Here is a 14,330-nt window from a genome sequence, read left to right as displayed (position 1 = left end):
CCGGTTTCGACTGCATACCCGGCACTTGTCGCTCGATCGATTGCCGATCTCCTTGAGGTCAGGCCAGACATGGCATAACGGCCGGCGACGATTTTCTACTGTGCAACGAAGGATAGGTTGATTATGATGATGGGTCTTAATCGTGGTGGTTTATCGAAGGCTTTTCTTTCGCCGGCCGCCATGATGGAATGGTCCCTTGACCACCACACCTGTCCAATCCCGGTTACAGCGGCGGGAGCCCCGTCCAGCCGGACTTTCATGCACTGAAGGAGTCGACATGAGCACATTACAGCAGCAGGATCCGGAAATCTTCAATCTCATCAAGCAGGAAGAATTGCGTCAGCGCGATAAAATCCGCCTCATCGCCTCGGAAAATTACGTTTCCAAAGCGGTTATGGAGGCAACGGGATCGGTCCTGACCAATAAATATTCCGAAGGGTATCCCGGCAAACGTTATTACGAAGGGCAGCAGTACATCGACCAGGTGGAGAGTTTGGCTATTCAGCGGGCCAAGGATCTGTTTGGCGCCGAGCATGTCAATGTCCAGCCCTACTCTGGTTCTCCGGCCAACCTGGCCGTGTACCTGGCTTTCCTGAATCCCGGCGACACCATCCTCGGCATGGCCCTGCCCCATGGCGGCCACTTGACCCACGGGGCCAAGGTGTCCATCTCCGGCAAGTATTTCACCGCCGAGTCCTACTCCCTGGACCAGGAGAGCGGTCGGCTCAACTATGAGACCATCCGCGAAAAGGCCCTGGCCTGCAAACCCAAGATCCTGATCGCCGGGCACTCCGCCTATTCACAGGTGCTTGATTTCCCCAAATTCCGTGAGATCGCCGATGCCTGCGGCGCCCTGCTGCTGGTGGACATGGCCCATTTCGCCGGTTTGGTGGCGGGGGGCGCCCACCCTTCGCCTGTTCCCTATGCCGATATCATCACCACGACCACCCACAAATCCCTGCGCGGCCCACGGGGGGCCATGATTCTGTGCAAGCAGGAATATGCCGCGGCCATCGACAAGGCTGTTTTTCCGGGGTTGCAGGGCGGACCGCATAACAACACCACCGCCGCGATTGCCGTGGCGCTCAAGGAAGCCTCCACCGAGGCTTTCAAACAGTATGCCGCCCAGATCGTTAAAAACGCCCAAGCCTTGGCGGCAACCCTGATCGACAACGGCTTCAATTTGGTCACTGGCGGTACCGAAAACCACCTGATGCTGATCGATCTGACCAACAAGGGCGTGACCGGCAAGGTTGCCGCCAAGGCCCTCGATGCGGCCGGTATCGTGCTCAATTACAATGCCGTGCCCTACGATACCCGCAAGCCCTTTGATCCCAGCGGCATTCGCCTGGGTTCGGCCGCAGTCACTTCACGCGGTTTCAAGGAGGAACAGATGGTACAAGTCGGCAAATGGATCGGTGCCGTGGTGGCGGATCCAGCCAACACAGCCCTCCAGGCTGAAATCGCCTCATCCGTGCGACAGCTCTGTGCCGGCTTCCCGGCACCGGGACTGGAACACCTGATCTAATACACCCATTTCAACGCGATAAAAAAGGGACGCTTCTGTGGAAGCGTCCCTTTTTTTGTCCTTTTCGTTTCCTGTTCTCGCTCTTCACTCAGGGGAGGCTCTGCGCTACCGTGCTTGCAAAATCGACCAATTGAGCCGGCAAGGCCCCTATGAGGGTAATAGCGATCACCAGGACAATTCCGGTCAACTGGACAAGCGGAGAAACCTCGACCGCGGTGGTTGCCTCAGGATCGGCGGTATAGGCCGCTTTGACCACCGAAAGATAATAGTAGATGGCGATAGCGGTATTGATGGCCGCCAGACAGACAACCAGGAGATGATCGGCGCGCAGGGCCGAGGTTAAAATCATGAATTTGCCCATGAAGCCGACAAAAGGAGGAATGCCGGCCAGACCAAAAAGGCCGATGGCCAGGATGAAGGCCAGGACTGGTTGGCGCTTGTACAGACCGTTAAAATCCTCGATGCACAGATTTTCACCCTGTCGTGAGACATGGCTGATGACCAGAAAGCAGGCCAGGTTCATCAGCACATACCCGGCGATGTAATAAATAGCCACCCCATACCCGTCGCTGTTCATCGACAGCAGTCCAAGGAGAATGAAGCCGGCATGGGCGATACCGGAAAAGCCGAGCATCCGCTTGATGTCCTTCTGCACCAGGGCGCTGAGGTTGCCGTAAAACATCGAACAGAGGGCGAGTACCGCCATCAGCTCAATCAGGAAGGATGGGTGTCCGGTGGGCATGGTCAGAAAGCGGATCAGCAGGGCAACGGCGCCAAATTTGGGGATGGTGGCGATGAACCCGGTGGTTTCGTTCGAGGCTCCCTGATAAATATCCGGCACCCAAAAATGGAGGGGGAAGATGGCCAGTTTGTAAAAAAAACCGGCCAACACCAGCAGCACAGCTACCACCACCGCCGGTTGTAGGTTGCCCTTGGCAAGGTAGGCAAGGATGTCCTTGAGATAGGTGGTGCCGGTGAGACCGAACAAGAGGCTCATGCCATAGAGCATGAAACCGGTGGCCATGACCCCAAAGAGAATGTATTTCATCCCCGCTTCCATCTGTACGCGGATGCCGGTGCGATCATCCCGCATCGGCACCAGCAGATACAAGGCAAAGGAGGAAAGTTCCAGGGAAATAAAGATGGCGATCAATTCGACCGAACTGACCAACATCATCAGTCCGAGCACGCTGAGCAACAGAAACAAGTAGTACTCGGGTCGGACACTGATGCTGATCCCCTTGAGATTCTGGCCGAAGATCATCACCACTGCCAAGGCGAAGCCGATCATCACCTTGAACAGCTGGGAATACTGGTCCACGGCGTAGGCCCCGTAAAACAGAGTGACCTGCGACTGGAACGAAAGCAGGGTTGCGGCAAAGGTGACAAGGCCAACGACAATGGCCAGGGATTTTGTCGTCTGCTCGGAGGGCGTTTTGCCCAAGCTGAGCAGAAAGAATGCCAGCGCTCCGGTCACCAGCACCAATTCGGGTAAAATAACCATATACATCGCCTTTCTTCGTGTGTCCTCAGCAACTGTCGCCTTACGCGATCAGGCTGCCGGTGAGAATGGAGGGGGTGAAATACCTGTTAACGCCAGAGCATCGTGGCAACCTGAGGGTGCTGTTGCCAGCTGTTGAACTGCTCAAGCAGTTGGCTCACCGAGGTATGCATCAAATCAATAAAGGGTTGCGGCCCTAGTCCAATCCAAAAAACAAAGAGCAGAAACGGCGTCAAGACCACGATCTCCCGAATGCCAAGATCACCGAGATGGGACTGATCCGGATTGTCGGTCCCGCCCCAGACTACTTTTTGCAGCATTCGCAGCATGTACGCCGCGGCCAGCACCGCCCCGGGAATGGCAGCCAACGCGATAAAGGTGTTGCGCTCAAAAGTGCCGGCCAGGACCAGAAATTCGCCGATAAAAGAGTTGGTTCCCGGAAAACCGAAGGATGAAAGCGAAAAAAAGGTGAGAAAGGTGACAAACCAAGGCATGTACTTGCCCACCCCGGTGGCCGCCACCAGTTCTCGGCTGTGGGTGCGCTCGTAGATCATCCCCACGCAAAGGAAAAGCGCGCCGGTGGTCACGCCGTGATTGATCATTTGCAGCATCGCGCCTTCAACCCCTCGGGTATTCAGCACAAAGATTCCCAGCGTGACGAACCCCATGTGGCCCACGGACGAGTAGGCGATCAGCTTCTTCATGTCCTGTTGCGCAAGCGCGGTAAAACCGCCGTAGATGATGCCGGCGATGGACAGCCACAGGATTGGTTCGGCCAGCAACAAGGTCGCATCGGGGGTGATCGGCAAACAGAAGCGCAGCAAACCATAGGTACCCATCTTCAGCAAGACCGAGGCCAGAATTACCGAACCGGCGGTCGGCGCCTCGACGTGGGCGGCTGGCAACCAAGTGTGGAAGGGGAACATCGGCACCTTGATGGCAAAGGCAAGGAAAAAAGCCAGGAAAACGAGCAGTTGAAAAGTAAGCGAATAGGGCTTCCACATCATTTCCGGAATGAAGAAACTCCCGGATTTGAGGTAAAGAGCAATAATGGCCACCAGGAGTAGCACCGAGCCGGCCAAGGTATAGAGAAAGAACTTGATCGACGCATAGGCCTTGCGCGGACCACCCCAAATGGCGATCAGGAGATACATGGGAATGAGCATGAATTCCCAGAATATATAGAATAGCACGAAATCCAGGGCGACAAAGACCCCGATCATCGAGGTTTCCATGGCCAACAGACAGAACATGAAGGGTGTCACCCGCTTCTGAATATACTTCCAGGAGGCCAGGACGCAAAACGGCATGATGCAGGTGGTCAGGAGCACCAACAGGATCGAAATGCCGTCCATACCAACGATATAGTTGATATGAAACCGGGGAATCCAGGCATGCGCCTCGGCAAACTGATATTTGGCGCTGGCCGGATCAAAGCCGATGAGCAATGGGACAGAGCAGATGGCGGTCAGCGAGGTGACGCACAGCGCCCATATCCGGGCAAAGGACGCACCGTGAAAAAAAAGCAGCACCGTTGCCCCGGCCAGCGGCAGGAAGATGAGGAAGCTGAGGAGGGGAAATCCCTCTTTGATGAGTAACAAATCCATTCTCTCGTTCCCCTTAAAGCAGCTGAAAAAAAATAAAGGTTACCAAAACAACGGCGGCAAGCGAAAAGGCGTAATACAGGGTAAGCTGAATTTGGCCGCTCTGCAGGATGCGGACCTTGCCTCCAAGGACCCGCACCGAGCGGGCAAGACCGTCAACCACGCCGTCGATCACCTGCCAGTCGAACCAACTCCAAAAACGGCTGAGTGTTTTCAAGGAATCAATGCCGACCACCCGATAGGCCTCGCCCCAGGCGGTATCGGCCGCCTGTAATGGCCGTTTGATCAGCCACAGGAAAGCGCAGCCAGCCTTGCGGTACAACCAATCCACATCCAGGCAGAGACGATCCACCGGCTGCACAAAGCGCTTGAGCAGGAAAAAGGCCAGGGCAGCAAACCCGAGCAACTGCAGAGTTTCCATCAGGTGGTACATCGTATGCGGGGTATAGTCCACCGCATGGGGCAACAAGGCATAGAGAAAACCGGGCGCCGTGCCAACCAGCACGCAGAGAGTGGCCCCCAAGGTCATGGCGATGAGCATGTTCCAGGCGGGATCAGCCGCCCTCTCCCAGGTTTCCCGGCTGCAGTTATTTTTGCCGAAAAACAAAAAATAGGGCAATTTGAGGCCGTTGTACATGAAGGTGCCGGTGGCGCCGAACATCAACAGCCAGGCCGCCCAGTTGAGATGCTGCTCAAAACCGGCAGTGATGATCAGCGACTTGCTGGCATAGGCGGCAAAACAGGGGGCTGCCGAAATCGACAGACACCCGATCATGGTGAAGAAGAAGGTGGCCGGCATCTTGGCATACAGGCCGCCCAGTTCGGTGAACTTGGTCTTGCCGGTCATGTAGAGCACCGAGCCGGTGCCCATGAACAGCAAACTCTTGTACAGAATATGGACCACTGCATGGGCGACGGCGCCATTGATGGCCATGTCGGTGCCAATGCCGATACCGGCGACCATGTAGCCCACTTGGGAGACGATCGACCAGGCCAGCAGCTTGCGGATGTCATTCTCCATCACCGCGTAGAGGACGCCGTAGAGGGCCATGATCACGCCAAGCACCACTAGAATCTCCATGCCGGCGCAGGCCCTGGCCAGGGTGTAGACCGCGGTCTTGGTGGTGAAGGCGCAGAGGAAGACCGCGCCGTTGAACGAGGCCTCGGAGTAGGCTTCGGGCAGCCAGGAATGGAGCGGCACCATGGCGGCATTGAGGCCGAAACCGATCATGATCAACCAGGTGTACAGCTGGGGATGGGCCACATCCATCAGATCGAAGGTGATATTGCCCACCGCCTGGTAGCGCAACAAAATGCCGGCCAGGAGGATAATGCCGCCGATGGTGTGGATGAGCAGATAGCGGTAGCCAATTCGCAACGATTGCGGTCCGCGCCGGAACCAGACCAGAAACACCGAGGCAAAGGCCATCATCTCCCAGAAGAGAAAGAGGCTCAGGTAGTCGCCGCTATAAATGACCCCTAGCGACCCGGCGGCATAGAACCAGGCGGCCATGTGCTCGCCGGCCCGATCGACCTGAAGGCCATACAGCGTACCGATCACCGCCATCACCGCCATGATCAGGGCAAAAACGGTGGACAGTTTGTCCACCCGGCCCAGTACCAGCTGCCAGTCGAGGAAGGGCATGACGGCAAAGGTGCCGCTCAGGGTCGTGTTCAGGACCACCGCCCCCAGGGCCAGCAACGGCACCAAAAAGAGATACGGTTTGCGCAACGGCCCCTGAACAAGGGGTAAAAGCAGCGCGCCTACGATCAGCAGCACAGAGGGATGGATAAAACTGGAGGTCATGCTTCTTCCTCGCAGGTCGTTGAGGTGGAGCGTTCATAAAAATCGGTCGGCGCCTGAATGCCGGAACCGCCGAACCAGCGGGCTGCGCCAATGATGATCGCGGCGGCGGCGAATCCGAACAGCGACCAGAAAGCCGGCACATGCTGCTCCGCCCAGGTATGGGCGTGGTGGGTGTCCACCAGCAGGGAGCCGCAGGCGATCACCGCCAACAGGACACAGCAGATCGTGACCACGGTTTTCGACCGGGCCTGGAGATAGTCAATGAGTGCGATCATCCTGTCACCATCCTGACAAATTGCATCATGAAATTGGGATACACGCCGATGATCACCGACACGGTGACCGCGATCAGCAGCGGAATGAGCATGCTGAGCGGTGCCTCCTTGATGCCGGTTTCGGCTTCGCCGTTGGGCCGTTTGCCGAAAAAGGCCTTGTAGGTCACCGGCGCGAAGTAGCCGACATTGAGGACGGTCGAGGCGATGAGAATCAGGAGAATGCCCACCTGATGGGCCTCCATCGAGCCAACCAGCAGATACCATTTGGAGACAAAACCGGCCACCGGCGGCGCGCCGATCATCGACAGCGAGGCAACGGCAAAGGCGCCGAAAGTAAAGGGCATGGTCCGGCCCAGACCGCTCATCTCCGAGATATACTTCTTATGGGCGGCGATGTAGATCGCACCGGCGCAAAAGAACAGGGTGATCTTGGAGAAGGCGTGGTTGACGATGTGGATCAGACCGCCCTCGATGGCATGGGGAGTCAGCAGCGCCACGCCGAGGATGATGTACGAGAGCTGGCTGACCGTTGAATAGGCCAACCGCGCCTTGAGGTTGTCCTTGGACAGGGCGATCATCGAGGCGACGATGATGGTGAAGCCGACAAAATAGGCGGTGGGAATACCGAGGTTCAACCGATCCATAGTCTCGACGCCAAAAACATAGAGCATGGTACGGGTGGTGCAGAACACGCCCACTTTGACCACGGCCACCGCATGCAGCAGCGCGGAAACAGGGGTCGGCGCGACCATAGCACCCGGCAGCCAGTGGTGGAACGGCATGACGCCGTTCTTGGCAAAACCGAAGATGCAGAACACATAGAGCATGGTCACCACCCAGCCGGTGGCGTCGGTGGGGAGGATGCCGCTGTTGATGTTATGCGGAAAATCCAGGGTCCCGGACAGCACATAGATGAGAATCAGGGCCGGCAGGAGGAAGAACTTGGCGGTGGTGGTCAGGTACACGATGTACTTGCGCGCGCCTTCGTAGGACTCCTCGTCCTGATGATGGGCGACCAGCGGATAGGTGCACACCGACACGATCTCGTAAAAGAGGTACAGGGTCAAGAGGTTGTCGGAGAAGGCCACGCCGATGGCGCCGAAGATGGCCAAGGCGAAACAGGCGTTGAACCGCGTCTGGCACGGCTCGTCATGGGCCCGCATGTAGCCCATGGAGTAGTAGACGGCAATCATCCACAGCGACGAGGCGACCAGCGCAAAAATCATGGAAAAGCCATCGGCGCGCAGGGTGATCGACAGACCCGGCAGCAATTGGAACAGCGTATATTTGAGTGTTTCTCCCGCCTTGAGGGCCGGAATGAAGGAGAGGACCATGAGGAACAGCAGCACCGAAGCGCTGGACGAGACAAACTCGCGCAGGTTCGGATGGTTCTTCAGGGTCATGACCACCAGGCTGGCGAAGAGCGGGATGATCACCGCCAGCAACAGGTTGGTGTTTTCGACGATATGTGCGGTGGTGGCAACGGTGTCCATGATTATTCTCCCCGTTACCCCTGCAGATCGACCAGATCGTCGGTTTCGATGGATTTGTAATTACGATAGACGGCAATCATGATGCTGACGGCAATGGCGGCCTCGGCGGCGGCAATGGCCATAATGAACAGAGTAAAAATCTGGCCGACCACCGGGTCAGGTGCCAAGAAGCGGTTGAAGGCCATGAAGTTGGTCGAGGCGGCGGCGAGGATGAACTCGGCCGAGATCAGCATGCCGATCACCGTGCGGCGTACCACCATGCCGTAGACCCCAAAGGCGAACAGCAGGGCGCCGATCACCAGGTAGGTCGGCAGACAGTTATACAGATTGAGCAGTTGCATCGGTTAATTTCTCCCCCTCTGTGCAAGCACCAAGGCGCCGATGATGGCCAGGAGCAGGACGATGGAAATAAGTTCAAAAACCATGCCGTGGGTGGTCAAGAGCGACATGCCCACCGCCTTGATGTCAAAGGAGCCTTGTCGCGGGAACACCTGCCACTGGGTTTTGAGGCCCAGCAGGGTCAAAGCGGCGAAGATCAGCGCAGCCACGCTGAAGGCCAGTGGTCCAGCCAAGGCGGACCGATGTTTCATGCCCGGAGTCTGTTGTTCCTCCGGCGTGGCCATCATGATACCGAAGGCGATCAGGATCGAGACCGCGCCCACGTAGATCAGCATCTGCATCATGGCCAGGAAAGGGCTGAGCAGAAAGTAATAGACGCCGGCCAGGCCAGTGAAGCAGACGGCTAGGCCGGCGACAGCACGGACCAACCGCCGCGCGTTGACGGCGATCAGGGCACCGATCACCACCAAGGCCACGGTCAGCAAAAAAATAATGCCCACCGCGCCTTCGGCCGACAGGAGCGCCGGGGCGGCGACCGGTTGACAGATTAGTGCTTGCATCCGTTCTGGTCCTCCAACCGTTGCATGAGATCCATGGTCATGAAGTCCTTCTTGTCAAAGCTGACCAGGTTGTACTCTTTCGAAAAGCGCAGCGCATTGAAGTTACAGCTTTCCACACAGGAACCGCACAGGCTGCACTTGGTAAAATCAAGGACATACCGTGTCAGGACCTTGCCCTTGCCGCTCTCGTTCTTCTTTCCGTCCAGACTGATACATTGGGAAGGACAGGCCCGTTGGCACATGCCGCAGACCACGCAGTTGGGCGCGCCGGTCTCCTCGTTGCCGATCAACTCGATGTGGCCGCGAAACAGCGGCGTCATGGTCGGGACTTCCCAGGGGTACTGTTCGGTCACCACCGGCTTGAAGAACTCCCGGGCCGTGATGGCCAGGCCGGTAAGCAGACTCTTGCTGCCGGTGAAAATATCGCTCCAATAACCACTCATATTCAGAATACCTTGATCAGGGCCGCAGTAATCAACAGATTGACCAGCGAGAAAGGAATCAGAATTTTCCAGCTCAGGTTCAAGAGCCGGTAGATCTGGGTCCGGGGGTAGGTCCAGCGGATCCAGATAAAGGTAAAGATCAGGATGTAAATCTTGAGCAAAAACCACCAAATGCCCGGTGTCAGGCCAAAGGGGCAGTCCCAACCGCCGAGAAAAAGAGTGGCGGTCAGACAGGCTCCGACCACGATATTGAGGTACTCACCCATCATGAACAGGCCAAAGCCCATGGAACCGTACTCGGTCATGAAACCAGCCACCAGCTCGCTCTCGGCCTCGGCCATGTCAAAGGGCGCGCGGTTGGTTTCGGCCACCGAGCAGATGAAGAAGATGATGAACGAGATCCACATGGTCAGGAAATGACCGTTTTCCAGGCGGAAGATGTTCCAGTGCCAGAAGCCGCCCTGCTGGTCGATGGCGATCTCACGCAGGTTCATGGACCCAGAGATCAGCACCACGGTGATCACGGTCAGCAGCATGGGAATCTCGTAGGCTAGATTCTGCGACACTGAACGAGCGGCCGAGATGATCGCGTACTTGTTGCCCGAGGCCCAGCCACCGAGCAGGATGGCCATCATGCCGATGGAGGCCAGAGCAAAAAGCAACAGAACCGAGAGCTCCATGGCCCGGGCGCCGATGTTGTCGGAAAAAGGGATCACCACCATGGAGGTGATGGCTGGAATCATCGCCAGGACCGGAGCCACCCGAAAAACGATGCCATCGACCCCTTGCGGCACCAGCAGTTGCTTGCTGAGCAATTTGAGGCCGTCGGCGAGCGGTTGCAACAGTCCGGCGAATCCAGCCTCGCAAGGTCCGATCCGCCGCTGAATGCGGGCGGCCCCCTTCCGCTCACACCAGCCCAACCAGGCGGCGTTGACGCCGGCAAAGGCCATGATGCCCACCAGATAGATCAGGGCACGCCACATACTTGTTTCCATATTTTCTTCCTCTCCCGATCAGCGGTCGATTTCGGGGATGACCAGATCCAGGCTACCCATGAAGGCCAGCGCATCGGCCAGGAGCATGCCCTCGGCCACTTCGCCAAATAGGCTCAAATTACAGAAGGTTGGCGAGCGCAACTTGAGTTTGTAGGGATTCTTGTCGCCATTGCAGACCAGGCGATGGCCGAGCGAACCACGCGCCGTCTCCACCGCCGAATAATAGTAACCCGCCTCGGGCTTGAGCATCTTCGACACCTTGCCCATCACCGGGCCTCCGGGCAGTTTATCCAGGGCCTGCTCGATAATGCGCATCGACTGTTCCATCTCGTGCATGCGCACCATATAGCGGGCCATGGAATCGCCCTCGTTAAAAACCGGGATATCGAAGTCGAACTCTGGATAGACCGAGTAGGGCTCGTTCTTGCGGATATCGTAATGAATTCCCGAACCGCGCGCCACCGGGCCGGTGGCGCCATAGCGGCGGCACTGGTCGGCGCTGACAAAGCCGATATCCTTGATGCGCTTGATCAGGATAATATTGTGGGTGACCAGGTCGTGGTAGAGACGGGGCATTCGGCCGCGCAGCCGCTTGATGAACGCGCGGGTGCCGGCGATGAACTCGTCATCAATGTCGTTGTACACGCCGCCAAAGCGCATGTAGCAATAGGTGAGCCGGGAGCCGGTGATCCGTTCGAGCAGGTCGATGATCTTCTCGCGGTCGTCAAAGGCATAGAGCAACGGGGTAAATCCGCCGAGATCGAGCAGAAACGCCGCCCACCACAAGAGATGGCTGGCGATGCGGTTGAGCTCGACCGTGATCACCCGGATATACTCGGCCCGCTCGGGCACCTCGATACCGGCCGCTTTTTCGACCACCAGGGCCCAACCATGGTTGAAAGCCAGGGCATGGAGATAATCCATGCGCGCGGTATTGGGCATGAACTGGGCAAAAGTGCCGCCTTCCGCCAACTTCTCATGCATACGATGAATGTAGCCTAGAACCGGCTCGGCCTTGACGATGTACTCGCCGTCCATGGTGAGCTTGACGCGGAGCACGCCGTGGGTGGCCGGATGTTGCGGCCCCAGGTTGAGGACAAAGGTTTCATCATGCCGCAGATGAACAGGAACGGTCATGGCATAAAATCCTTGAGAAGAGGATGAAAATCGGCATCTTCCGGCAGGAGAATGCGGATCAGGTTGGGATGATCCTGGAAGTGCACGCCATAAAAGTCATAGGTTTCGCGCTCGTGCCAATCAGCCGAGGGGAATATCGCGGAGATAGTCGGTACCACCGGTCCGCTGCGGGGCACCAGCGTGCGGACCATAACTCGGCAATGCGCGCCACCCAACCGATTGTAGTCGTAAAGAATCTCGAGCTGCTGCCGGTCTATCCAGTCGACTCCGGAAATGGATTCGAGAAAATACCCTTCGCTGTCCATAACCCGGGCCACCGCCACCACTTGGTCGGGCTTGCAAAGAACATCGAGATGGTGGCCGTGCCGGGCAGGATCGGTGGTCAGAATGGGTTCGGTTCGCGTGGCCGTCGCCACGTCGCCTTCCTCTGCCGAGACGGCGACTGGAGCTGTTTCGGGAAAAAGAGCACGCAGAGCCTTTTCCGTTTTTTCAAGCAAATCCATAGAGTATCTCCGATTCAGCCTGCCTGCACCCGCGGCCAGCGACGCTTGCCGGTAATCTTTTCCTCAAGGGCCATGATGCCTTCGAGCAGGGCCTCGGGACGCGGCGGGCACCCGGGAATGTACACATCCACCGGAAACAGCTTGTCCGCTCCCTCTACCACGTTGTAGTTTTCCTTGACCTTGAACGGGCCGCCGGATATGGCGCAGTTGCCCATGGCAATCACCCACTTGGGCTCGGGCATCTGGTCGTACAGGGTCTTGACCGCCAGTTCCAGCTTCTTGTTGATGGTCCCGGCGACGATCATCACATCACTCTGCCGGGGCGAAGGTCGGAAAACCTCGGCGCCGAAGCGGGAGATGTCGTAGCGGGAACCACCGGTGCACATCATTTCAATGGCGCAGCAGGCAAGCCCGAAGGTCATGGGCCAGAGCGAATTGGCCCGGCCGAGATTGAGCAGTTTGTCGAGCTGGGCGAACTGCACTATTGATGAAGGTACGATTTCTTCTCCCACGTGAACACTCCTTTACGCCAGGCATAGACGATGGCTAATGAAAGAATGGCGACAAACAGCAGAACCTCGAAAAAATCCCGCATTCCCAGTTCCGGACTGTTGTAGGCGACGGCCACCGGAAATAGAAACAGCACGTCGACATCAAAGGCGAGAAAAATGAGGGCATAGAGATAATAGATGATCCCGAATCGAATCCAGGCGCTGCCTATGGGTTCCATGCCGCACTCGATCAACTGCCCGGTCCGTCCGGCAGTCTGCCGGGTGTGGGACGAGGGGCTGAGCAGCTTGACGATGATGATCGGCCCAAAACCGAACAGCAGTGCCCCGATCAGAAACAGGGTGACATAAATGATGTTGGTAAGAACAACTTGGTCCATCTTTTTCTCCTCGACGACAGCGCCGCCAGCATCAATCCAACTGATGTGTTTAATCAGCACATCTTATTAAACTACTGAAAAGCGTTTTTGATGTCAAGTATAATTATTGCAAATAATGACTCATTTCTTGATTGGTTCCCCGTGAATATTGCGGTACGCCGCCTAAAAGTCATTGACCTATTTTTTGAAGGTGTTAGTTTAGCGCTAATTTTTCAATTCCGATCATGAGTATGTTCAATCACATTGATACGAAAGAGAGTTCATGGCTATCACCTTCAGACAACTGGAAATATTCATCGCGGTCGCTGAAACGCAGCAGGTAACCCGGGCCAGCAAGAAACTCCTGCTCACCCAGTCTGCGGTGAGCATGGCCCTTGGCGAGTTGGAGAATCAATTGGGCGGCCCCCTGTTTGACCGGCATGGCCGCAGTCTGCTGCTCAACGACCGTGGACGCTACCTTCTCCCCCTGTCTAAGGCTATCCTGCACCAAGTGGCCAACATTGAAACCATCCTCACCGAACAGCAGGACACCGTCGCCGGCGTGCTGGAGATCGTTGCCAGTTCGACCATCGGCAACTATGTACTGCCCTATCTGATCGGCGCCTTCATGCGGCTCCATCCCGAGGCCCACATCAATATGCTGGTCGTCAACACCATGACCGCGGAAAAGCTGGTGGCCACCGGCCAGGCCGATCTCGGATTCGTCGAAGGGGATATCAACGTCGACTCCCTGGTGGCCACCTCGTGGTTTGAGGACGAGTTGGGGATCATCGTCAGTGCAAACCACAAACTCGCCGACCGCGCGACCTTCATCATTCCCGACGATCTCAAGGAAACCAGTTGGGTGATGCGGGAAGAGGGTTCGGGAACTGCTGAAATTTTCACCAAAAAACTTGGCCGCTACGCCTCGTTGCTCAAGGTGGTCACCAAAACCGGGCACACCGAGGCCATCAAGAAGGCGGTGGAGTCCGGAGTTGGCGCGGCCTGCCTATCCATGCTCACCGTCTGTCGGGAAGCGGAAGAGGGTTGGCTGAAGATTTTGCCCATCGAAGGGATGGACATGAGCCGACAGTTATGGATCATCCAACACAAAGACAAGATCATCACCCGGCTGATGGCCGAATTTCTCCGGTTCTGCGAGGTGGTGGCGGAAAATCATCTGGGCCGGGAGTGTTTGTCCTCACCCTGGAAACTGCAGTCCCTGTTAGCCAAGAGCAAACTGGACAAGGACCTGTCCTCACCAACGAGCAAATAAA

Annotated in this window: 15 protein-coding genes; 2 read left to right on the top strand and 13 right to left on the bottom strand. The window is 57.0% G+C overall.

Annotation, left to right across the window (positions count from 1 at the left end; all coding sequences use genetic code 11):
* Nucleotides 1-277 precede the first annotated feature (277 nt).
* Nucleotides 278-1,528: a serine hydroxymethyltransferase gene (locus DESPR_RS04345; protein ID WP_015723595.1), complete on the top strand. Its 1,251-nt coding sequence runs from the start codon at nt 278-280 to the stop codon at nt 1,526-1,528.
* A gap of 88 nt (nt 1,529-1,616) precedes the next feature.
* Here the strand turns inward: DESPR_RS04345 and DESPR_RS04340 are convergent, their stop codons facing one another.
* From DESPR_RS04340 to DESPR_RS04280, 13 genes are all read right to left on the bottom strand, one after another.
* Complete coding sequence (locus DESPR_RS04340; RefSeq protein ID WP_015723594.1) at nt 1,617-3,032, bottom strand: NADH-quinone oxidoreductase subunit N; 1,416 nt, start codon at nt 3,030-3,032, stop codon at nt 1,617-1,619.
* A gap of 86 nt (nt 3,033-3,118) precedes the next feature.
* Entirely contained in the window at nt 3,119-4,636 is a 1,518-nt protein-coding gene (locus DESPR_RS04335) for a complex I subunit 4 family protein (RefSeq protein ID WP_015723593.1), read from the bottom strand.
* A 13-nt stretch (nt 4,637-4,649) separates the two neighbouring features.
* Nucleotides 4,650-6,440 carry a Na(+)/H(+) antiporter subunit D gene (locus tag DESPR_RS04330; protein ID WP_015723592.1) on the bottom strand — a complete coding sequence of 597 codons (1,791 nt, stop codon included), beginning with the start codon at nt 6,438-6,440 and terminating at the stop codon, nt 4,650-4,652.
* Entirely contained in the window at nt 6,437-6,715 is a 279-nt protein-coding gene (locus DESPR_RS04325) for a hypothetical protein (RefSeq protein WP_015723591.1), read from the bottom strand. The genes DESPR_RS04330 and DESPR_RS04325 overlap by 4 nt, the downstream gene beginning before the upstream one ends.
* Nucleotides 6,712-8,208 carry a monovalent cation/H+ antiporter subunit D family protein gene (locus tag DESPR_RS04320; RefSeq protein WP_015723590.1) on the bottom strand — a complete coding sequence of 499 codons (1,497 nt, stop codon included), beginning with the start codon at nt 8,206-8,208 and terminating at the stop codon, nt 6,712-6,714. Before DESPR_RS04320 ends, DESPR_RS04325 begins: the two co-directional genes overlap by 4 nt.
* Before the next feature lie 14 nt (nt 8,209-8,222).
* Nucleotides 8,223-8,549, bottom strand: a complete 327-nt coding sequence (gene nuoK / locus DESPR_RS04315; protein WP_015723589.1) for an NADH-quinone oxidoreductase subunit NuoK — start codon at nt 8,547-8,549, stop codon at nt 8,223-8,225.
* A 3-nt stretch (nt 8,550-8,552) separates the two neighbouring features.
* Entirely contained in the window at nt 8,553-9,107 is a 555-nt protein-coding gene (locus tag DESPR_RS04310; RefSeq protein WP_015723588.1) for an NADH-quinone oxidoreductase subunit J family protein, read from the bottom strand.
* Nucleotides 9,095-9,550, bottom strand: coding sequence for a NuoI/complex I 23 kDa subunit family protein (locus tag DESPR_RS04305; RefSeq protein ID WP_015723587.1), 456 nt, complete (start codon nt 9,548-9,550; stop codon nt 9,095-9,097). The genes DESPR_RS04310 and DESPR_RS04305 overlap by 13 nt, the downstream gene beginning before the upstream one ends.
* Nucleotides 9,551-9,552: 2 nt before the next feature.
* Nucleotides 9,553-10,545 (bottom strand): NADH-quinone oxidoreductase subunit NuoH, encoded by a 993-nt coding sequence (nuoH, locus tag DESPR_RS04300; protein ID WP_015723586.1) that lies wholly within the window; start codon nt 10,543-10,545, stop codon nt 9,553-9,555.
* Nucleotides 10,546-10,563: 18 nt separating this feature from the next.
* Nucleotides 10,564-11,682 (bottom strand): NADH-quinone oxidoreductase subunit D, encoded by a 1,119-nt coding sequence (locus tag DESPR_RS04295; RefSeq protein WP_015723585.1) that lies wholly within the window; start codon nt 11,680-11,682, stop codon nt 10,564-10,566.
* A complete protein-coding gene (locus tag DESPR_RS04290) occupies nt 11,679-12,185 on the bottom strand; it encodes an NADH-quinone oxidoreductase subunit C (protein ID WP_015723584.1) in 507 nt (168 codons plus the stop codon). Before DESPR_RS04290 ends, DESPR_RS04295 begins: the two co-directional genes overlap by 4 nt.
* Before the next feature lie 14 nt (nt 12,186-12,199).
* Entirely contained in the window at nt 12,200-12,697 is a 498-nt protein-coding gene (locus DESPR_RS04285; RefSeq protein WP_015723583.1) for an NADH-quinone oxidoreductase subunit B, read from the bottom strand.
* Complete coding sequence (locus DESPR_RS04280) at nt 12,667-13,074, bottom strand: NADH-quinone oxidoreductase subunit A (RefSeq protein WP_015723582.1); 408 nt, start codon at nt 13,072-13,074, stop codon at nt 12,667-12,669. Before DESPR_RS04280 ends, DESPR_RS04285 begins: the two co-directional genes overlap by 31 nt.
* Before the next feature lie 262 nt (nt 13,075-13,336).
* Here DESPR_RS04280 and DESPR_RS04275 point away from each other — a divergent pair, with 262 nt between their 5' ends.
* A complete protein-coding gene (locus tag DESPR_RS04275; protein ID WP_015723581.1) occupies nt 13,337-14,329 on the top strand; it encodes a LysR substrate-binding domain-containing protein in 993 nt (330 codons plus the stop codon).
* Nucleotide 14,330: the final 1 nt, after the last annotated feature.

The sequence above is a fragment of the Desulfobulbus propionicus DSM 2032 genome (assembly GCF_000186885.1).
Taxonomy (GTDB): Bacteria; Desulfobacterota; Desulfobulbia; order Desulfobulbales; family Desulfobulbaceae; genus Desulfobulbus; species Desulfobulbus propionicus.
The sequence above is the reverse complement of the archived record's forward strand: the minus strand, read 5'-3'. Positions and strand labels throughout refer to the sequence as shown.